Source organism: Paraglaciecola sp. 20A4 (genome assembly GCF_011378905.1).
Lineage (GTDB): Bacteria > Pseudomonadota > Gammaproteobacteria > Enterobacterales > Alteromonadaceae > Paraglaciecola.
Genome location: NZ_WTPY01000032.1, coordinates 1 through 21671, shown reverse-complemented (window position 1 = coordinate 21671; position 21671 = coordinate 1). Strand labels below are relative to the sequence as shown.

Below are 21671 nucleotides of genomic sequence, written 5' to 3'. Positions count from 1 at the left end.
GGGTTAAAAATGCATCCCGAGTGTGATGAAACACACTCAAAACGCTAAATACTTTGCTTGGGCTCGAGGCTGTAGCGAATTAGCCAGTATAGCAGACTCGACCACCCTTGGGCTATATGTTGGGTCATTTTTGTTCTTTTACAAGTAGGTTTAGCTCTTGTTTTTCATCTACGCTAAGATTTCCTAAGCGGGATTTTGACAATAGCTCATCCATTCTACTCTTAAAATGCCAATCCAGTAACTTGGCAAAACTATCTTTAAAGACCATAACCTGATTTTCTTCGGCATACTCCCAACTTAATAATTTAGACAAGTTTTTGCTTTGAGGATGATCCCTAAAATACTCTAAAACATGGGCGGTATTGGCATTAGGCTTAGCAAGACAAAACTGAAAAAGTTCGTTAAGAAAATCCAATCCAGGTACTTGCATATTGCCCAGTGCAGCTGGGTTCGTGTGCACACACTGCACTGCAATCCCAGGTTGATCTAACAACAAACGGATCATCATTCTGACCGGCGATATTTTAGCTTTATTAAGCGCGGTAAAATCCAGCTTAGCGCCCGCCTTATGTTGGCCCGCTTTGGCAACGTCCTGTTCTAAGCGATGACGATTTTGATCGCCCATATGCTTACTCAACTCAGACGTCAAAATAGTACGCTGATTATCGCCTTGAATCTGTTCAATCATGGGCATTGCTTCCGCTTTTAAAGCCGCTTTTCCCTCCGCACTGCCAATATGGTGACGTTGAAGCAAATTATCAAAAAAGAATTTTGATAAGGGAACAGCATCAACCAACAATTTTTGTTCAAAAGCATCTTTGCCAATTTGCCGCACTAATGTGTCAGGGTCTTCACCATCGGGTAGAAATAAGAATTTCATTTCAACCCCATCTTTTAGATAAGGTAGTGCATTTTCCAGTGCGCGCCAGGCTGCTTCGCGACCAGCTCTGTCACCGTCGTAACAACATACGACTTCGCTAGTGCTGCGAAAAAGCATCTGTATGTGTTCAGCCGTAGTTGCGGTGCCCAAAGAGGCCACTGCATATTTTATGTCAAATTGGGCGAGGGCGACCACGTCCATATACCCCTCAACTATCATCACGCGAGGTAAATTACGATAAGCTTGTTTAGCTTGATAAAAGCCATAAAGTTCATTGCCTTTATGAAAAATACGGGTTTCAGGGGAGTTAAGATATTTAGGTGTACCGTCACCTAATACGCGACCACCAAAACCTACAATTCGCCCGCGTTTATCCCGAATAGGAAACATAATGCGTTCGCGGAAGAAATCAAAACGACGGCGATTATCGTTTTCGGTAATCAATTTAAGATCGAGTAATTGTTGTTGAGCCTCAGGTGTACGGCCAAATGTACTCAGAACAGCATCCCACTCAGTGGGGGCATAGCCAATCCCAAACGCTTTAACAACTTCGCCACTCAATCCACGATTCTTCAAGTAGCCGATTGCTTTATCTTTATCAACGTGCACTTTAAGCTGCTGGGAGAAGTATCGAGATACGGTTTCCATTAACTCATAGTCATCGGATTTTTGCTGCTTTTGCGCGGGCGTTGGCGCGGGAGTCGAGTTTTTCTCTCGAGGCACATCAATACTATGATACTGAGCTAATTCTTCAATCGCCTCAGGAAATTCCAAACGATCGTATTCCATCAAAAAAGAAATTACGTTGCCATGCGCGCCACAACCAAAGCAGTGATAAAACTGTTTGTCTTGGCTTACGGTGAAAGAAGGGCTTTTTTCATTATGAAAGGGGCAACAGGCCTGATAGTTTCTACCCGCTTTTTTGAGTTTAACGCGGTTATCCACCACCTCAACTATATCGGTGCGTGCAATAAGATCATCAATAAATTCACGAGGTATACGGCCGTTCATGTCAACTTCTCAATATAATCGTGTCACTACATAAAATCATGCAGCACAGCACTATATGTGCTCTGCATAAACAAACAAGCCGCAAATAAATGCGGCTTGTTTACAGTAAACTATGTGGGCGCCTATAAAAATATACAGGCTGTATCAAGGGTTCTAGCTAAGCTAACTTAGCTTTTATTTGACCGCTCAATTTACCCATGTCAGCTCTACCTAATACTTTAGGTTTTAGCAACGCCATGACCTTGCCCATATCCTGCATTCCGCTCGCCTGTGTTTCAACCATAGCTTGGTCAATTAAGGTGCTGATTTCTTCTTCGCTCAAAGGTTGAGGCAAAAAAGTATGCAAAATATCGATTTCGGCAAGCTCTATCGCCACTAAATCTTGGCGATCGGCTTGTCCGAACTGACTCGCAGCGTCTTTTCTCTGTTTTACCATCTTAGTAAGCAAAGCAATAACATCGCTGTCATTAAGCTTTATACGCTCATCAACTTCACGCTGTTGAACCGCTGCTAACGCCATGCGAATAGTACCAAGACGAATTTTGTCTTTAGCTCGCATTGCGTCTTTTTGGGCATTTTTTAAATCATCTAACAAGGACATGAAATTGACTCGAAGAAATACTTAAAATGAACCTAAGATAAAACTGCAAAGGGCGTTTAATATTACAAACACCCTAGGAGAGAATTAGTACAATCTTATGCGACGTGCGTTTTCGCGAGACAACTTCTTCAAAAGACGTTTTTTAGCTGCTGCTTTCTTACGCTTACGTTCCCAAGTAGGTTTTTCAAAAAATTCGCGACGACGAACTTCTGAAAGAACACCTGCTTTTTCACATGAACGTTTAAAACGACGCAACGCTACGTCAAATGGTTCGTTTTCTCTAACTTTAACGATTGGCATTAAAATCTCACCTCAAAAATAAATACTTTGTCTGCCAGCGCAAAAAATAACCGGCTCGGTTAAAAATGGTGCGGAATTTTAATCATATACGCTAACAATGTAAAGACCCGATATGGGAAATATTGGAATAGACGCCGATTATTCACTCTAATATGGTGAAATCATCTTGGTAAAGGTAGAATGTGCGCCCAAACTTAACTCGGAACACCACTTCTACTATGCGCGTTATTGGTATTGAAACATCCTGTGATGAAACAGGTATCGCCGTTTACGACGAACATCAGGGCTTATTATCCCATCAACTCTATAGTCAAGTAAAGCTGCATGCAGATTATGGTGGTGTTGTGCCTGAACTCGCATCTCGAGACCATGTTCGGAAAATTGTTCCACTTATTAAGCAAGCGTTATTGGATGCCAACTGCACACAGAAAGACATTGATGGTATTGCCTTTACCAAAGGGCCTGGACTAGTGGGTGCTTTGTTAGTGGGTTCATCTGTTGCGCGCAGTTTAGCGTTTGCTTGGGATGTTCCTGCAATCGGTGTACATCATATGGAAGGCCATTTACTCGCGCCTATGTTAGACGAGCCTGCGCCAGAGTTCCCATTTGTTGCTTTACTCGTTTCAGGTGGTCATTCGATGATGGTGCGTGTTGATGGTATCGGCCAATATGAAATTCTAGGTGAGTCTGTCGATGACGCGGCCGGAGAAGCGTTTGATAAAACGGCTAAACTACTTGGTTTGGATTATCCTGGTGGGCCGCTGTTAGCTAAAATGGCAGAGAAGGGCGAAGCAGGTCATTATGCCTTTCCTCGACCAATGACAGGCCGTCCAGGGCTAGATTTTAGTTTTAGTGGTTTGAAAACCTTCGCAGCAAACACTATTCGTAGCTCTGACCAATCAGAGCAAACCAAAGCGAATATTGCCTTTGCATTTCAAGAAGCAGTAGTAGACACGCTTGCTATCAAATGTAAGCGAGCCTTGAAGCAAACAGGTTTAAAAAGACTCGTTATTGCTGGCGGAGTCAGTGCTAACAAACAACTCCGTGCTGAATTCGATTTAATGATGAAAAAGCTGCAAGGTACGGTCTTTTATCCGCGCTTAGAATTTTGTACCGATAACGGGGCTATGATTGCTTACGCGGGCTTAAAACGCCTTAAAGCTGGTGAACACGAAGGCTTATCGACGAAGGCTCAGCCTCGTTGGTCTTTAGAGGATTTGCCCGCCATTTAAGGGCGTGACGTTAAACAACGCGCAACGTCAATGTCAATAAAATAGCGATGTTGCGTGATTAATGCTAAACATTGTAGTTAATGTTCGGTGAGCGAAAAAAGAAGCTTCGGCCAATGGGTTATTCTTTAGTTCTGCCTTTGTCCCAGACTTTACTTTCTTGACCGTTTAGTAAGCGGATAATATTTTGTTTATGACGGATGATGATCAGTAAGCACAGCATAGTGACTGGCACGGTATAGTCCGGTTTAATAAACCAAGTGACAATCGGCGCCAAGCCGACCGAAATTATGGCCGCCAATGATGAATAACCACTAATAAAGATCATCACTAACCAGCAGCCAAGCAGAATGCTCGATAGCTCCCAACCTAATGGCAACATCGCACCGATCGCGGTCGCCACACCTTTTCCGCCTTTAAAATTGAAATACAGCGGGTAAATGTGCCCCAAACACGCTGCTAAACCTACTAGCCCTAAAACAATGGGCGATAATCCCAAAAAATATCCTATATAAACCGGCAGCGTGCCTTTAAGTACGTCAAAAATAAGCACTAAGGCTGCAGGAAGCCTACCGCCAATACGCAGTACATTGGTGGCTCCAGGGTTATTAGAGCCTGTATTTCGTGGGTCTGGTAGCCTAAATAAACGGCAGATCAATACTGCACTAGATATTGAGCCTAAAAGATAAGCGCTACAAAAAATTAAAATGCTAAGTGACGTCATGTACTTATGTTCTGTAAACGAGGTACAATTCTTAAAGATTACCTTAAAAGTTAACCAATAACAGCGCGGATCTTTCATGGATAAAATTTACATTGAAGGCTTAGAGGTTCAGTCTCTAATAGGCGTGTACGATTGGGAACGGGATGCGAAACAGAGATTACTGGTTGATATTGTATTATTTAGTGATTTAAATAAGCCGGCGTTAAGTGACAACGTAGTTGACACGCTAAACTACGCTGAAGTGGCTAATACCGTGTCAGATGTCGCCGAAAATAGCACGTTTGCACTTATCGAGGCGTTAGCGCTAGCCATGATCGAGCAAATATTCAAACAATTTCCAGTACACAAAGTCGCTCTTAAACTAAGCAAGCCAGATATTCTGCCGACAGCTAAAAATGTGGCGGTAGAGTTTACTCGTGAGCGTAAAGAATGATCAGCGAACAGGCATCTCAGCACAATATATTTATCAGTGTAGGCAGCAATATTGACCGAGAGCAGCATATAAGGTCAGGTCTAGATGCTATGCATGCGGCGTTTGGTGATCTCACCATGTCATCGGTATATGAAAGCAAGTCGGTAGGGTTTGACGGCAATAATTTTTATAATTTAGTCGTTCAAGCAAACACAGAACACCCAATTGCTGAAGTCGTTAATATTTTAAAAAATATTGAATCGAAAAATCTACGTACACGGGAAAGTAAGAAGTTTGCCCCGCGCACACTTGATCTTGATTTACTGACATTTGACGATGTTATTATGCAAGTACCAATGGAACTTCCTCGTGCAGAGATCCTCTACAATGCGTTTGTACTGCAGCCTTTAGCTGAGATCGCACCTGAAATAGAGCATCCGCTGGTTAAAAAAAGTTACTTTTCGCTTTGGCAACAATACGATAAGTCCCAACAACAGTTATGGCCAATTGAATTTACATGGAGCGCTAGTCGCCAATGACTCTTACTGAAATTATTATTCTTGCAATTATTCAAGGTATTACAGAGTTTTTACCTATTTCTAGCTCAGCTCACCTAATATTACCATCGGTATTATTAGGTTGGGATAACCAAGGGTTGGCATTCGACGTTGCTGTGCACGTGGGCAGCTTACTCGCTGTTATGATTTACTTTCGTGGTGATATAGGTCGCATGTTGGTAGCGTGGTTTGGTTCTGGTTTTAGCCGCAATCAAACTGACGACAGTCGTCTAGCCTGGTGGGTTATTATTGCGACGATTCCTGCGTTAATTTTTGGCTTTGCTGGCAAAGCCTTTATTGAGGAATATGCAAGGTCGGCATTAGTCATCGCGTGCACAACCATCGGCTTCGGTTTGCTATTATGGTATGCCGATAAAAAAGCAGCACTGAATAAACATATCTACGACATGACATGGAAAAGCGCCCTTATTGTTGGCATGGCTCAAGCTGTAGCGCTTATACCAGGTACGTCACGTTCAGGGATAACCATGACCGCAGGGTTAATGTTAGGCCTAGACCGAGAAAGCGCCGCTCGCTTCTCATTTTTGTTGTCAATACCGGTGATCCTAGGTGCTGGGTTACTGGCGACACTGGATTTAGTGAGTTCACCAGATGCCGTCGATTGGAATGCATTACTTATCGGTGCAGTGTTATCTTTTGTTAGCGCCTATGCATGTATTTATCTCTTCTTAACGTGGATTTCACGTATGGGCATGACGCCATTTGTGATTTATCGTATGGTATTGGGTGCGATCCTATTGTGGTTTGTATTCGCTTAACGGCGACAAAAAAGGAGTATTAGAATGAGCGACACTATTTTTACTAAGATCATTAACAAAGACATCCCCGCAGATATTTTATATGAAGATGATATCGCTTTAGCGTTTAAAGATATTAATCCTCAAGCGCCGATGCACTTTTTAGTTATTCCGAAAAAAGCCATTGCTACTATCAATGATATTGAACGAGAAGATCGAGAGTTGGTTGGGCATTTAACATGGGTTGCAGCTCATGTACTAAAAGAGCATGGTTTAGCGGAACAAGGGTTTCGAACGGTAATGAATTGCAACGAATATGGTGGGCAAACTGTCTACCATATTCACCTCCACGTTTTAGCTGGAAAGCCCCTTGGTTGGCCGCCATATAGTGACAAGCTGAAAATCGAGTAATCGAGTAAACAGGCAAAGTAACATCATGCAAATGTTTCTTTGCCTTAATTTCCTTTCCTATTAGCTATTCTTGCTCACTAAGACGTAATACTTGCACTTTGTTCCGTTAATTTAATACACGGCTTCTTAATAAAGCTCGCAACGTCCTGCTCGATTATCGGTTTAGAAAAATAGAAACCTTGGGAAAAGTGCACACCTAGTTTTTGTAGTGCTATTGCTTGCTCTTTGGTTTCCACTCCTTCAGCTACCACTAAATAATCAAATGCATGGGCAATATTGATAACCGCTTTCACAATGGCTAATCCACTTGAGTCTAAGCGACTAATAAATGAACGGTCGATTTTGACCGTATTAACAGCCAAATCTTGCATAACAGATAAAGACGAATACTCGGTACCAAAGTCATCAATTGAGACCTTAATACCTCGGCTTTGTAATATTTTAATCCGGTCTATCATAATGTCTTTATCAAATGAAAAGACCGATTCGGTGATTTCTAAGTGCAACAGTGTCGGCTTCAGTCCACTGGCGAGCAATGCTTCTTCAACAATGGTTATAAAGTCATCTGTCTGTAATTGGCTGACCGATACGTTTACACTAACCGCTATAGGTTTAGGCCAGGAGGCGGCGACAATACACGACCTATTTAATACCCAGGTGCCAATTTTGCGAATTAAACCGTGTTGTTCGGCAATGGGAATAAATTCCACTGGAGAAATATTCTCTTCATCTTTTTTCCACCGTAAGAGTGCTTCAAATGCACATATTTCACTGCTGTCAGAAGCCATAATCGGTTGAAAACACAAACTTAACTCTTTATTTTCTAGCGCTCTTGCCAAACCGTCTTTAAGAAATTGCTCGCGCATCAGCATGCTACCCAATTCCTTTGAAAATACTCCTGAGGTGGAAATTGCGCGCTTCTTTTGATGATACATAGCCATATCAGCAAGCTGAATAAGCTTTAGCTCATTGTCGGCATGTTGGGGATAAAGGGAGATCCCTATTGTAGCGCCTAAAGAAAGCTGAGCATTGTCGAATAAATACGCCTCTGATATAAAATCGATTAAGGTCTTTGCTTGGGCGACCGCTGCAGATTGTTGCGTATTGGGTAAGGCAATTAAGAACTCATCGCCCCCCCAACGACACAATAATTGTTGATCCTTACAATGCTCTTTGAGGCGCAGGGCGGTTTGCGTGAGTATTTGGTCACCCGCGTCATGACCTATGGTGTCATTAATCTTTTTAAAACCATCTAAATCAATAAAAAGCAATGCCATGGGTTGGTGCTTCTCAATACAAATATTAAGAGTCGACTTTAAGTGATTTAAAAACGCTGTGCGATTGAACAGGCCCGTTAATGGGTCGAGGTTTGAAAGTTCATAGATTTTACGAGTGCGTTTCTCTACTTGTGATTCCATATGCTGTACAAGCAACGCATTCTCGTTTTTTAAGCGTATTGCTTGGCTAGTAAATTCAGCCGCCTTTTTTGCACTAATACTCATCACTAAGCCAAAGGATATACCTAGTACACCTAACACCTGGCGATAATCATCGCTAGAGAGTAACAGTGCGACGGAAAAAGGCACTAACAAGATAAACGAATAAGACATCGCGGTTTTTTTATGGGCAGCCAGTACACTGGCTGCCCCGCCTGCCATAGCGGAGACAATTATTATGGTACTCGCTAACTCTACGGTATCCGCGGATGCGTAGACACCTAAGCAGTAAACACACCACATTATTGCGGTGGCAAAAGTACCTGTTATAAAACGTAGAATTGCACGTCGACCGTCATATTCTTGGCCTTTTTGTTTAATGCGCCACCAGATTGAATCGATAAATCGAATAACAATGACGACAACCATTGCTGCCCACCAAGTGTGTTTAAAGCTGGCTAAATTGGTGCTGTCAAAAGCGAAAACCAGCATGGTTGCTGCAAAAAGAGAAACAAGAATACCGCCAATGCTATTTTGGTATAGCATTGCGGCGGCATCTTGTTGGGCTTTTTTGTTAAGAGATTGATTGCTGTTAATAATATTTACTTCCTTACAGCCGTTATAACAATTAATTTAGCACAGCAAATCATATCTATAGCATATTAATCGGTCAATTAGACAAATGACTATTCAAACCGAGCACCTTTTTACCCTGCTCAAACGTAATATCGACTGGAATGTTTGCGTCAGTCAGGCGTTGTAAGTCGTTAGCAAGCGTGGCTTTAATGATGCCTTTTTCTGCCACGAGAGCACTCACTCCGTCGTAGTCACCGTCTCCTTGTAACGTGAGTATCTGCCGCGATAATGCGTCGATAGCGTCAGCCATTTTATCCATGTTAACAGCGTATAAACCTTCCGCATTGCGACTAAATGCGCCATGCTCTTGGAAGAAATTAAAGCGGATCATATTTGCTTTTCCATGTGCGCTTGACGCCCCAAAGCGCACTGAACGGAATATCCCCGCCATAAATGTGGTGTAATAATCTTCAAGCTTACCTTCAGTGATTACGCCTTTATCTAATAGCTGGCTCACCATATATAGGCCCAATATATCTGCCTTACCTTCTTCCAATGCCGATGCATGTTCTTTTAACGCTTGGCGCACGGTGCCTGTGCCGTTAATCGTATTTTTAACGCCTAACCCATGTGCGACTTCATGAAACATGGTATTGGCAAAAAATGCATCAAAGGTAATATTAGCTCGTTGGGCAGGTACCATCAGTTGTTGAGCGATAGGCACTAAAATATTCTCAAACTTAGCGCGCATTGCGTTTTTAAGCTGTAGGCGGCGGGTGCCTTTTTCCAATTGCACTTGTTCATCATTTGGTAAGTTGATAGCAATTGTCTTACTGCCCGCATTAGAATGACCAGCGTAATAAATGACATCGTACGCGTTTAAGTCCGCATTGGCCCCTGGCATTTCCTGCTTATAAATATCAGCAACAGGTAAGTTGGTTTGCAGTTCTGGTAAGTAAGCCGCATATTTGCTCAGGCGTTCACTCCAGCTAAGATCTTTAATAAGCACGTAAGCTTCAAATGCCGCTCGATAACCAAATAGCTGATCTTCATAGGTTTCGATAGGTCCAATGACTAATTCGATGGGATTACTTTTCATGTCCATCCAAGCGAAATCAGAAGCCTGATATTCATTACTCAGCAGGGCATCTGCACGTAAGCGTAAATAGTTCGCAAAAGTGGCATCCTCGGCAAGTGCGGCTGCCTGTTTCAATAAGCTTGCTGCTTTTTGTAATGGCGCGGCAAAGTACTGTGCATAAGGAATGGCTTTCAATGAACCGTCTTCGTTACGCACAACCATAGAATAAAGGCCTGTTTTATCGGCAAAATCGCTGCTTTCAAATTCCGCTTTGCTCATATCATGAGGATAAAACTTTGCGCCTAAAGATTTTGCTTCAGTATCGGTTAAAAAGGGCTTGTCACCGTTCAATCTATCCCAGGGCCCGTAGTTAATATCTGCGAAGCGACGCACGTCATTATTGCTAATACGGCTTAAAAATAGGTCTTTATCTGAGCCATAAGCCTGTTGCCAAAATAATTCGTCCATTATTTTGCTTGCATCGATTAACAGCGCCAGCATATCTTTTTGATTGTTAGAAAGAGACGTTAAGTCAGCCGTTAAGGGTACTGATTGATATATATCTAAGCGATTTTTGGCATCAGGAAGCACATTAAGAGATGATGTAGCTACAATAGTATTGGCTAAGGTGCTTGAGTTTGAATTTGTTGACGAAGTGCAGCCCGAGGTCAATGCGGCTAAGCATATCGTGCTGACAATGGATTTTTTCCACATAATGAAACCTTAAGATGATAGAAGTAAGGTTTCTTTTATCATGACAAATGCGCCGAGTAAATTACCTAAGTGCACAGATATTTTTAAAGTCTCATCGTAGAAGTAAAATTCTATGTTAGGATTATTTGCACGTCGCGGATGAAACAGCACAAGCTATTCCAAAAATAGCTTCGTCAATAATATCAAACGCTTGGATACATATTGGCGCTAGGTGGCCGACACAGGTCAGCTAGCTTAATATTAAGTGACACTCAATAGGTTGGAACATGTCTACAGAAAATGCGTTATTAACCATCTTGGTCGAAAAAATTAACAACGATACGTTAGTCTTACCAACGCTCCCGGCGATCGCATTGAAAGTGCGTAAAGCCGCTGATGATCCCAATATCAATCTAAATGCAATGGCCGATGTCATTGGACAAGATCTTTCGCTTTGTGCGCGTATGATCAAAATCTCGAACAGTTCTTATATGGGCCGAAGTGTCAAAGTGACCTCGACCTCGCAAGCTGTAACGCGTATTGGCCTGCGCCAAATTAAAAATATTGCCACAGCGCTGGCCATGGAACAGCTGTTTGTATCGAAAAATGACATCGTGAAAAGCTATTTGGACGATGTATGGCAACAGAATTTGAAAGTCGTGGCTGCCGCTATGGCTGTGATGCAACTGCATATCAAAGAAACAAAGAACCGCACGCTGAATCTTGACACCATGACCTTAGCTGCATTGGTACACAATATCGGTGTATTACCCATTCTGACTGAAGCAGAACGTCACCCAGAAGTATTTGCTAACCCGACGTTCTTAAACGTGGCAATCGATAAGCTAGCGGGCCGAATTGGCGCGAGTATCATGCGTGAATGGGGCTTTGAAAATGAATTTGTTAGTGTCGCCAGAAGTTGGAGCGATATGTCGGTGCAAACGAACCTGATCTCATATCTCGACTTCACGCGTTTAGGCGCTGTTATGGCGGGACAATTTGATAGTCAAAAAGATACGATCCTAAATTTAGCCGTGCAAAAAGAAATATTTAAGGACTTGTCAGTTCTGCAATCTGATGAATATCAGGAGTTATACGATAGCGCACTCGCTATTTTTGCATAGGAATCAGCAGGAACTAGTATTGTGCCATAACGTAAAAAGCCAGCTTTGCTGGCTTTTTCACGAGAATTGCTTTGCTAAAGCATTATTCGCTATCTTGTTGCAGATTAAAAATTTCGACCAAGCGTTTTGAGAAACGCACAATTTCTGCAGACATCAGCGCAAAATCTGCATCCATTTTGGCTAATTTATCTTCTTTGGGAATATCATCATTTTGCTCAGTCATTACGTCGGTAAATTTTAAACGTTTGACTGCCATATCTTCTTGCAATAAGGCACTGAAGGTTTCGTCCCATTCAATGGCTATTTTCTGCACCGTTTTACCTGCGCTTAAATGATTCATGATTTCTTCACTTGAAAGGTCTTGGTTCTTACAGCGCACAATGGCACCGTCTTCTTCCATAGAGCGCAATTCAGCTTCTTCAAGAATAACCACATCATTAGGCACTGAATTGTCAGTTAACCAATGCGTTAACTCTTCTTGCACACTTTGTTTCGCTAAAGGAACGACTGGCAAAGAGCCTAATGCTTTACGTAACATCGCTAAAAATGTTTCCGCTTTACCATCAGCACTGGCATCTACGACGACAAGGTTGTCTTGGGTAGAGATAAAGCCGTGGCTGAAACTATTTTTGGTAAACGCTTGAGGGAGCAAACGTTGAACGATTTCTTCTTTCATTTCCTGTTGGGCTTTTTTACCCACATTTGAACCCGTTTCTGCTTCAACAAGTGCAACTTTATCTGCAAGCTCAGCGTTGATAACGGCGGCTGGCAGTATACGCTCTTGCTTCTTCAGTGTTACCCAAAACTTGCCGGCTGCGCTATGTACTAGCATATCACCTTGGCCAAGAGGTGAAGTCCAGCCCATGGTGGCTAACTCTTGTGAGCCGCAAGGGCGAAATGGAAATTCGGCAAGCTTATCTTGAATGTCGTCTTCGGTTAAATCGAGTACTTGGGTAAGATGATAAAGTTTAAGGTTTTTGAACCACATAAATTAATGTCCGTTGATAAAGGATGAATACAATTTGCGATAAATAAAAATGGCCGCTAGCCTAGCAGTCTTTAAACAAAACTGCCAAACCTAGCGTTAAGAATGTAGCGGGATGGTGATTAAATATTGTAAGCCCTGTCCTGGTTTACTAAACACCTCGATATCGCCTTTTAAGGTCTGAGTGACTAGGTTATACATAATGTGCGTACCCAAGCCACTTCCGCCTTTGCCGCGTTTAGTGGTATAGAATGCGTCAAAGTGCTTAGCAAGTGAATCTTTTGGCAACCCTTTACCGTTATCACGATAGTCAATGGTTAAGGTTTCAGGTTGCTGACTAATCTTAATATCTATGGTGCCTTTATTGATCTCTTCAAAACCATGAATAATAGAATTCATTATCATATTGGTGAAGATTTGCGCCAACATGCCCGGCGCGCACACAATTATAACTTCATCTGGGCAACTAATATTGATGACATGTTGCGTCTTTTTCAGGCTAGGGGCCAAAGACTGGATAACTTCATTAAGATATTCCTTAATGTTAATTTCCCGCTCGGCTTCACTTGCTTGGTCGACTGCAACTTGTTTAAAGCTAGATATTAAGTTGGATGCGCGGTTCAAGTTATTGGTCAACAATGTGATGGTTTGTTGTGCATCGGATATAAAGGTACTCATTGTGCTGCCAGTTAAGGTTTTTTCTTGGTAAGCCTTTTCAAGCGTATTTAGACGCTCCTGCAAAAAGCTGGTGGCTGTAACACCGACCCCTAACGGTGTATTCACATCATGGGCGATACCTGCTACTAACCCACCGAGGGACGCCATACGTTCTGACTCAACCAACTGGTCTTTGGCTAATTGGAGCGTGTTCATGGATGATGCTAATTCATTGTTACGCTTACGCAATTCATCTTCGATAAACTGGCGGTTTTCGTTTTCCTGACGCAATTCACGTTGATTAACAATAAGCTCATCTTTTTGTTGTTCTAAATCGAGCATTATTTTACTTAAAGTAGCGGTTTTTTTAGCGACTTCTTGTTCCAGTGAAATATTGTGATCGTCAAGCATACGGTTAGCTTCACGTAATTCTGCTTGCGTACCGTTTAAGCGATTCTGAAAGTCAGCCATGCCGTCAACCAAACCGTTGTATGCATGTTCCAGTAAGGTAAATTCATTATCTTCAGCAACATTTAAGTGCAGTTTCGATGATTCTAAATCGTCCATATCAAAATCTGATATTTGTTGGCGTAATTCATTTAGTGGGTTAGTTAGCATCGTTCTAAATGCACTCATAAACAAAAACACCAAAAAGGCAGTTTTGATAATGGCATTGCCAATTAGAAAGAAAATACCCACTTCAATTCGACTAAAAATAATTTGGGCACTTGAGTAAAGTGTGACATCGCCGACTAGCGACGTTCTTCCAGAAAACTCAAATATTAAAGGAAAACTATAACCAAATGTTCCGCCGATATTATCCTGTACCGTTCCCTTGAGAATAGGGGATTGAGGCTGTTCAGCGGTGCGGCCTAAATTGGCAATATATTGTCCATTTTCGTCTCGTATTTGTACGCCTTCCACTATAGGCAATTCCATTAACCCAGTGGCAATTGACTTAGCTTGCGCCATGTTTAATTCCCACATAGCCCTTGTCAAACTAGTACTAAAAGTATTTTTTAGGGTTTGTAATTCGCCTGCTATGTGACTTTTAGCATTCACATACTCGGTAACTATTTGTCCCACTGTTACTATCAGGGTTAATATAAAATAAACAGACAGAACACGTGTCAAAAGCTTCTTTGATAGCGTGCTTTTTTCGTTAGTCATTTGGTAATCCATGAAGGCGATGAAAATTAAGAATATGCGCTATAGATAAAATTAACAAGTCAGTATCCATTATTGCAATCTAGTTGTAATGAAAAGCAAGTGACTGAAAATAAGAGGTATATTTCACAAATATGACAGAATTAGGGTAAATATTAGTGGATTTAGGCAAGGTTATTACACTCTTTATGGTAACTTTAATAAATATGTCACGAAGGTAACGAATAATTGCGGACTTTGTCATGAACAGGAAAACAAAAATGGCCAAACGAGTATTACTGGTTGAAGATGAAGCGCCGATCAGAGAAATGTTAAAATTTGTCTTAGAACAATCTGGCTATGAAACCATTGAAGCGGAAGACTTTGATGTCGCATTAGAAAAGGTGGTTGAACCTTATCCTGATCTTATCCTACTGGATTGGATGCTGCCTGGTGGTAGCGGTGTGCAATTGGCTAAACGTTTAAAGCAACACGAATTTACCCGGGACATTCCGATTATAATGGTTACCGCCCGTGGTGAAGAAGAAGACAAAGTACGAGGTTTAGACTCTGGCGCAGACGATTATGTGACAAAGCCTTTTTCACCGAAAGAGCTTGTAGCCCGCATCAAGGCAGTTATCAGACGCGTTACGCCGACTTCCAGTGATGAACTCATTGAGTTTAGCGGTTTAAAACTTGATCCTGTTTCTCATCGCGCAACTGCGAATGACGAACCATTAGACATGGGGCCTACCGAATTCAAGCTACTACATTTCTTTATGTCTCATGCGGAACGCGTATACAGCCGAGAGCAATTACTCGATAACGTTTGGGGCACCAATGTTTACGTGGAAGACCGTACCGTCGATGTTCACATCAGGCGCCTACGTAAAGCAATATCGCGATTCGGTCACGACAGCATGATCCAAACTGTACGCGGTTCTGGTTATCGATTTTCTGTAAAGGTGTAGTCACAGAACATCTAGCTTTCGTATCTAAACTCGGCTGCAAAGGAGAACAGTTGCTGCCATGTATTACCCTTTCTCTTGGCTTAGAAGCCTAGGTCGCTTAGCGGCCTATTTTCTGGTGGTTATACTACTCGGCTGGTATTTCTCAGAACCGAGTTTGGCTGTAGCTATTGGCGCATTGCTATTGCTTGCTAGTCACTATTGGAATATCTATCGTCTTAATCACTGGCTGTGGCAGAGTAAAAAAATAACGCCGCCTAGAGTGAACGGTGTATGGGAGCATATTTACGATGGTATCTATACTCTACAACGACGAAACAGAGCCAAACGCAAAGAGCTAGGGATATTAGTTAAACGCTTCAGAGAAGGATCAGAAGCGCTGCCTGATGCTGCAGTGGTAGTCGATGCCAACGCCGCCATAATTTGGTGTAACCGTTTGGCGCGTATCGAACTAGGTTTACGCTGGCCGGATGATGCAGGTCGCAGGATCTATAACTTGGTTCGCCATCCTCAGTTTGTTGAGTTTTATCATAATAAAGATTATGAAAAACCCATTGAAGTACCTTCTCCAGTTAACGACCAGCGTATACTTGAGTACCGTATTATGCCCTATGGTGACCAACACTTGCTGTTGTTAATAAGGGACGTAACTAAGCTAACTCAAATTGAAAAAATGCGTAAAGACTTTGTCGCAAATGTGTCTCATGAATTACGTACGCCATTAACCGTCATTAATGGTTATTTAGAAACGCTACCCGGTGCGAAAAATATACCAGAGGCCTTTTTAGCTAAAGCTTTCGAAGAAATGCGCTCACAATCTACCCGCATGCAATGTTTGATTGAAGAGTTACTCGTGCTGTCACGTATTGAAGCAAGTAGCGAGCGTAGAACAGAAAGTATTGTCGATGTGCCGCAAATCTTGCGTACCATAAAACTTGAAGCCGATACATTAAACGCCAATAAACAGCACACGATTACCATGGACGTTGACCCGAATCTGCGCATTTATGGAGTAGAAACGGAGCTGCGCAGCGCGTTTTCAAATTTACTGTTTAACGCTATTCATTACACCCAAGAAAAAGGTGCCATTCATGTGCAATGGAAACTTATAGACCAACAAGCCACTTACATTGTCACCGATAACGGTTACGGCATTGAGGCGAAGCACTTAGACCGTTTAACAGAGCGATTTTATCGGGTAGATAAAGCGCGTTCGCGCAAAACGGGTGGTTCAGGTTTGGGGTTATCTATCGTCAAACATGTGTTAAACCATCATAACTCACGTCTACGTATTAAAAGTAAAGTGGCCCAGGGCAGTGAGTTTTCGTTTGCTTTCTCTCCTGAATTGTCCGTCGAACAACAGATTAACTAACTTACGTTGCAAGATGACACCACTCGGGTTTTTATATCTCATCGAGTGTCATCTCGCTAGTTATCTGAAATAAAAAGAATTTTCTAATATCCCACTGAATCCCGCTGCTTCTTTCTGCGTTTTTGCATGACACTTTTATTAAACTTTTCTGACACTTTTTATATGTAACAAAAATGTCACCGAGCCACGGTAATCTTCGTGCAAATTTTTAAAACACATTAAAAAAACACTCGTTTATCGGAGAGCACCATGGAATTTAAGAATCTTTTCAAAGCATCAGCAGTAGCCACTGCTTTATTACTGGCTGGTTGTGGTGGAGACATCAATGTTACTCCAACAGTTATCGATAATAGTGTAGACAACAGCGTAACGAACCCAACAACGGGTGGTGGCAACAGCACAACGAATGTTTGTGCCTCTTATGAAAATGATAGTGGTGAGACGGTTCAGGGAACATACGACGGCCAAGATTGTTCATATTCTACCGCTTTCGTAAGTGCGAGTAATCCATTGACAACAAATGTCACGCTTGCCGATTTAAGCGACGACGGCGTCCATTACTTCTTAGGTTCTTTGGTAATAGGTGAGGGCTGTAACACTGATGGCGGCACTTGTTCTATCGTGACTGACGGACCTACCTTAACAGTAGATGCAGGTGCAACCGTTGCATTTAATCAATCCACTTCTTTCGTACTCGTTAATCGCGGCGCGAATATTGAAGCGGTAGGTACGTTGGCTGACCCCATTACATTTACCTCTGTTAATGAATTTACCCGTCTGGATTCAGTCGGCAATGGTCCTCAATACGGTGATTGGGGCGGCATGATGATTGACGGTTTTGGTATAACTGATCAGTGTACTGACGCGCAGCGTTCAGCGAGTACATGTAGCGCTGAAAGTGAAGGTGTAACGAGCTACTACGGTGGTACCGACAACACTGACGACAGCGGAACCATTAAGTTCGTAAAAATTCACTATGCAGGTGGCTTGCCAGCAGGCCAAGAAGCAGGAAACGATTTGAACTCTCTTAGCTTGTTTGCGGTAGGTTCTGGCACTGAAATCGATTATGTCGATATCTATCAAGGCTTCGATGATGGCATTGAATTATTCGGCGGGGCAGTTGACCTTAAACACATTGTTATTACCGACACGCAAGACGATAGCTTAGATATCGACGCAGGTTGGCAAGGTCGCGCTCAGTATGTCCTTATCAAGCAAGGTACTGTCGTCAATGCCAGTGGCGTAACAGTCAATATGGGTAACGGCGGTTTTGAATCTGACGGTGTTAAAGGTACGTCTTCAACTGAAGCACCTGCGTCAGCACCTATTATCGCCAATGTAACGGTATTGACGACTGACGGTTTATCTATCCGTGATGATGACGAATCAATCGCTATTAAGTTAGACGATATGATTTCAGCTACTTGGTACAACACATTATTAGTTAAGCCTGTTGCAACACAAACATGGTGTCTTAATTATAGCGGCGATGCAGCTGAGGTTATTGTTAACGGCACCGTTTCTATTCATAACTCTGTAGCCGCTTGTGCGCAACTGGCGAATACGGGCAGTGAAACGGTTACTTCTGGCAGCAACTCAACCACAGTACAAGAGTGGTTTGAGTCGGATTCGAGCGAAGTGGTTGGCGGAAACGCTGACGTATTAGCAGCGAATGGTTTCGCTACTTTAACGACCAGTACTGACATTACAGTGCCTGCATTTGATGCCTCGACGCTAGATGCATTCTTTGAAGCAACAGACTTCATTGGTGCCGTATCTGACACTGATACCACTTCTGATTGGTACAACTGGGCTAACAACGCGTTTACTAACGCAGCCGCAGACGAATAACCAATTTTGTATTAGATAAATAGGCGCCTAGTAGCGCCTATTTTTCGATTTATAGCTAGGAGTTTAAGGTGAGCAATCAATACAAAGTTAAAAAAGTCGCCTACGCAGTAGGACTAGGACTTTTGGTTAGTACAGGCACAGCGCTTGCGCAAGAAAGCCAAGTGATGGAAGAGGTCGTGGCGACAGGATCTCGGCTTCAGGGAACGGCTGCAGCTGTTATTGAAGAGCGGAAAAATCAGGCTTTCGTAGCGGATATTTTAGGCTCAGAACAAATTGCACGAACAGGCGACAGTGATGCCGCATCGGCCCTTCGCCGCGTAACCGGCTTAACATTGGTAGACGGCAAGTTTATCTATGTTCGCGGTTTAGGCCAGCGTTACTCCAGTGCCCGATTGAACGGCGCGAGCATTCCCAGCCCAGATTTAACCCGTAACGTTATTCCGTTAGATATATTCCCAGCAAATGTAATAGAAAGTTTGTCGGTACAAAAAGCGTACTCGCCGAATATGCCAGCCGCATTTGGTGGTGGTAACGTAGATATTCGTACTAAGGCGATACCGACTCAATTTGTATCAGGGATTCAAGTTGGCGTCGAAGGTAATAGTAACAACTCAGACGGCTACACATACAGTCGCAATGATAATGGGATCCCTCAGGCACTAACCGATGCTATTCCTTATTATCGTGGTGACTTTGGCTTAGCGAATATTATCTCTAAAGATAACTTGATAACAGGTAATACGACTGCTGCAGCCCAAGCGAATGTGATCAATAAAACGTTAGCCAAATCGCTTCCTCGAAACCTAACACTAAAAGATGAATCGTTAGATCCTAATTACTCGGCCCAGGCTTTTATAGGTAATAGTTTTGATGAAGCGTTCTTAGGCGGTCAAATTGGCTTTTTAGCGTCCATAGCCTACGACAATAAGTGGACCTATTCAGACCGTTCGAGTGCGGTAACGAGTGCGACACCAACAAGTGACTGTTCCAGTAAACTGTTAACCCCAGAAGATGTTCAAAACTCATGTTTTGATACCTTTGAAGAGTCAGAAATGACCACCGAGGAAGAGCGTTTAAACGGTTTGTTGAGCGTGGGTTACAAGTTAAAGAACCATACCGTCAGCTATACCAAGATTTACATCGAAGATAATGAAGATGAATCGGAAATCTCTATTTCACAAAACCCGAGTCAAAATATTACGATTGCTGCTGACAACGAAGCCGATCGCACCCATAGTTTTAACTACGAAGAACGCACGCTAGATGTAGACCAATTTCGAGGCCAACACACGTTTCTGGACTACATGGGAGTGGGCGTTGATTGGCAATATACTGAGTCGAGCGCGGAAACGAAAAATCCATTAAACGTGGCGTACGAATTCACCGATACATATGACGACGGTACCTATACTGGGTCATTTATTGATGGTGCTCAGGGGCGTGCGAACTACCAGTTTGTTGATATGGAAGACAATATGAAGTCTTGGGGCGGAAATGTCACTTTACCCATTACATTCAGTAACTTAGAAGTTGAACTTAAAGGCGGCTGGGACTTTGTAGACCGAGCGCGTCTGTATACAACGTCAAGCTTCTTCCTTGATAACAGCAATTCGTCGATTGTTGTGAATGATGACGAATCAGACATACTGTCGGTCACAAGCTACCTGACGGACGAATTCATTGATTCGAATATGTTGATTAACTTTAACGAGCCTATTGCGCCAGAAGCTGATGACTACTTAGCCGCGCAGAAAATCGATGCGGGGTATGCTGCTTTTGATGTTTTTTATAAAGGCATCTGGCGGATCAGTGGTGGTTTAAGATACGAATCATTCAAACAAGTCTCTTTGTCTTCCTCGAGTTTGATATTCACTCAAGAAGATTCTGACAATTATTACAGTGAAGAAGATATTCTTAATGGCACAGTAAATGATGATGATTTCTACCCTGCGCTTAGTTTGACATATGTAGGTGGCGACGATTATCAATTGCGCTTTGGTTATGGTGAAACGGTAGTTCGTCCCGATTTACGTGAAGTGGTGCCCGTTGGTTACAACGATCCATTAACCGATATTCGCACTACGGGTAGTACGACGCTTAGCTCTACCACATTAAAAAATTATGACTTACGCTACGAGTTATATTTCGACGATGGTGATAACTTAGCTATTTCTGGTTTTTACAAAGACATAGCGAACCCAATTGAAACCGTACTCAATGTTGGTGACTCAAGTTACACCGCTGGCTTCACAAATGGCGAAACAGCTGAAGTATATGGTGTTGAAGCCGAGTGGTTATACGATTTGAGTTGGGCAGCAGATGGCTTTTTCACATCAGGTAATATCACCTTGAGTGATTCTGAAGTCAAGATTGACGCCGCTTCAGCGGGTAACTTAACCAATACCTCTAAACGGATGACAGGTCATTCTCAGTATGTTGTTAATATGCAGCTAAGTTATGATTCTGCAAATGGCAACCACAGTGGCTCGTTGGTTTACAACGTATTTGGTGAGCGTATTTTGGCATCAGGTATCAATGGTCGTGAAGATTCATTTGAACAACCCTTTCACTCGCTAGACGCAACCTACTCTTACTATCCTGATTTTAACTCAACCGTGAAGTTGACCGTTAAAAACCTTATGGGTGAAGATCAAGAAGTCACGCAAAGTGGTCTTTCAGTTAGAACTCGTACAATCGGCACAACGGTTAAAGTCAGCTACAAGTACGATTTCTAAGTATGATTTAAGTACTATTTTTACGTACTTTCAAATATTAAACTAGCCGCATTTCGCGGCTATTTTTTTGTCTTTTTATATTATTGTATAGTAAGCGTCTCGTAAAGGCCGTCTTTTAGATATCAATTCTGCACCGCACAATAATGTCTTTGATAATAATCGAGGAC

The 21671-nt window shown here is 42.5% G+C and carries 18 protein-coding genes; 10 read left to right on the top strand and 8 right to left on the bottom strand.

Translation table 11 applies throughout. The features are described 5' to 3' along the window. Positions 1–124 precede the first annotated feature (124 nt). The 3 genes from dnaG to rpsU all read right to left on the bottom strand — a co-directional run bounded on the left by dnaG (position 125) and on the right by rpsU (position 2792). A complete protein-coding gene (dnaG, locus tag GQS54_RS19865) occupies positions 125–1891 on the bottom strand; it encodes a DNA primase (protein ID WP_166425661.1) in 1767 nt (588 codons plus the stop codon). Between the two features lie 157 nt (positions 1892–2048). After that, on the bottom strand, positions 2049–2492 hold the full coding sequence (locus tag GQS54_RS19860; protein ID WP_166425660.1) for a GatB/YqeY domain-containing protein: 444 nt from the start codon (positions 2490–2492) through the stop codon (positions 2049–2051). Positions 2493–2576: 84 nt separating this feature from the next. Next, positions 2577–2792 carry a 30S ribosomal protein S21 gene (gene rpsU, locus GQS54_RS19855; RefSeq protein WP_006991319.1) on the bottom strand — a complete coding sequence of 72 codons (216 nt, stop codon included), beginning with the start codon at positions 2790–2792 and terminating at the stop codon, positions 2577–2579. A 218-nt stretch (positions 2793–3010) separates the two neighbouring features. On the opposite strand from rpsU, the gene tsaD reads away from it, so the two are divergent. Continuing rightward, positions 3011–4024 (top strand): tRNA (adenosine(37)-N6)-threonylcarbamoyltransferase complex transferase subunit TsaD, encoded by a 1014-nt coding sequence (gene tsaD, locus GQS54_RS19850; protein WP_166425679.1) that lies wholly within the window; start codon positions 3011–3013, stop codon positions 4022–4024. Positions 4025–4142: 118 nt separating this feature from the next. Here tsaD and plsY read toward each other — a convergent pair whose 3' ends face one another. Further along, entirely contained in the window at positions 4143–4745 is a 603-nt protein-coding gene (gene plsY / locus GQS54_RS19845; protein ID WP_166425659.1) for a glycerol-3-phosphate 1-O-acyltransferase PlsY, read from the bottom strand. Between the two features lie 76 nt (positions 4746–4821). On the opposite strand from plsY, the gene folB reads away from it, so the two are divergent. From folB to GQS54_RS19825, 4 genes are read left to right on the top strand one after another with little or no spacing between them, the layout of a single operon-like run. After that, positions 4822–5178, top strand: a complete 357-nt coding sequence (gene folB / locus GQS54_RS19840; protein ID WP_166425658.1) for a dihydroneopterin aldolase — start codon at positions 4822–4824, stop codon at positions 5176–5178. Next, a complete protein-coding gene (folK, locus tag GQS54_RS19835) occupies positions 5178–5696 on the top strand; it encodes a 2-amino-4-hydroxy-6-hydroxymethyldihydropteridine diphosphokinase (protein ID WP_166425678.1) in 519 nt (172 codons plus the stop codon). Before folB ends, folK begins: the two co-directional genes overlap by 1 nt. Next, complete coding sequence (locus GQS54_RS19830) at positions 5693–6493, top strand: undecaprenyl-diphosphate phosphatase (RefSeq protein WP_166425657.1); 801 nt, start codon at positions 5693–5695, stop codon at positions 6491–6493. Before folK ends, GQS54_RS19830 begins: the two co-directional genes overlap by 4 nt. A gap of 24 nt (positions 6494–6517) precedes the next feature. After that, positions 6518–6883 (top strand): histidine triad nucleotide-binding protein, encoded by a 366-nt coding sequence (locus GQS54_RS19825; RefSeq protein ID WP_166425656.1) that lies wholly within the window; start codon positions 6518–6520, stop codon positions 6881–6883. Between the two features lie 77 nt (positions 6884–6960). Here GQS54_RS19825 and GQS54_RS19820 read toward each other — a convergent pair whose 3' ends face one another. Continuing rightward, complete coding sequence (locus tag GQS54_RS19820) at positions 6961–8865, bottom strand: EAL domain-containing protein (protein WP_166425655.1); 1905 nt, start codon at positions 8863–8865, stop codon at positions 6961–6963. A 124-nt stretch (positions 8866–8989) separates the two neighbouring features. Continuing rightward, on the bottom strand, positions 8990–10687 hold the full coding sequence (locus GQS54_RS19815) for a Zn-dependent hydrolase (protein ID WP_166425654.1): 1698 nt from the start codon (positions 10685–10687) through the stop codon (positions 8990–8992). 266 nt (positions 10688–10953) lie between these two features. Between GQS54_RS19815 and GQS54_RS19810 the strand changes: the two genes are divergently transcribed. Beyond that, positions 10954–11790 (top strand): HDOD domain-containing protein, encoded by an 837-nt coding sequence (locus tag GQS54_RS19810; protein ID WP_166425653.1) that lies wholly within the window; start codon positions 10954–10956, stop codon positions 11788–11790. 82 nt (positions 11791–11872) lie between these two features. Here the strand turns inward: GQS54_RS19810 and rdgC are convergent, their stop codons facing one another. Together rdgC and GQS54_RS19800 are read right to left on the bottom strand one after the other, a co-directional pair. Continuing rightward, entirely contained in the window at positions 11873–12778 is a 906-nt protein-coding gene (gene rdgC / locus GQS54_RS19805; protein WP_166425652.1) for a recombination-associated protein RdgC, read from the bottom strand. Positions 12779–12874: 96 nt separating this feature from the next. Further along, on the bottom strand, positions 12875–14602 hold the full coding sequence (locus tag GQS54_RS19800) for a HAMP domain-containing sensor histidine kinase (RefSeq protein WP_166425651.1): 1728 nt from the start codon (positions 14600–14602) through the stop codon (positions 12875–12877). Between the two features lie 257 nt (positions 14603–14859). Here GQS54_RS19800 and phoB point away from each other — a divergent pair, with 257 nt between their 5' ends. The 4 genes from phoB to GQS54_RS19780 all read left to right on the top strand — a co-directional run bounded on the left by phoB (position 14860) and on the right by GQS54_RS19780 (position 21504). Then, positions 14860–15549 carry a phosphate regulon transcriptional regulator PhoB gene (gene phoB, locus GQS54_RS19795; RefSeq protein WP_166425677.1) on the top strand — a complete coding sequence of 230 codons (690 nt, stop codon included), beginning with the start codon at positions 14860–14862 and terminating at the stop codon, positions 15547–15549. Positions 15550–15607: 58 nt separating this feature from the next. Continuing rightward, positions 15608–16918: a phosphate regulon sensor histidine kinase PhoR gene (gene phoR / locus GQS54_RS19790; protein WP_166425650.1), complete on the top strand. Its 1311-nt coding sequence runs from the start codon at positions 15608–15610 to the stop codon at positions 16916–16918. Positions 16919–17167: 249 nt separating this feature from the next. Next, positions 17168–18769: a hypothetical protein gene (locus GQS54_RS19785; RefSeq protein WP_166425649.1), complete on the top strand. Its 1602-nt coding sequence runs from the start codon at positions 17168–17170 to the stop codon at positions 18767–18769. Between the two features lie 68 nt (positions 18770–18837). Continuing rightward, positions 18838–21504, top strand: a complete 2667-nt coding sequence (locus GQS54_RS19780; protein ID WP_166425648.1) for a TonB-dependent receptor — start codon at positions 18838–18840, stop codon at positions 21502–21504. The last annotated feature ends 167 nt before the right edge of the window (positions 21505–21671 follow it).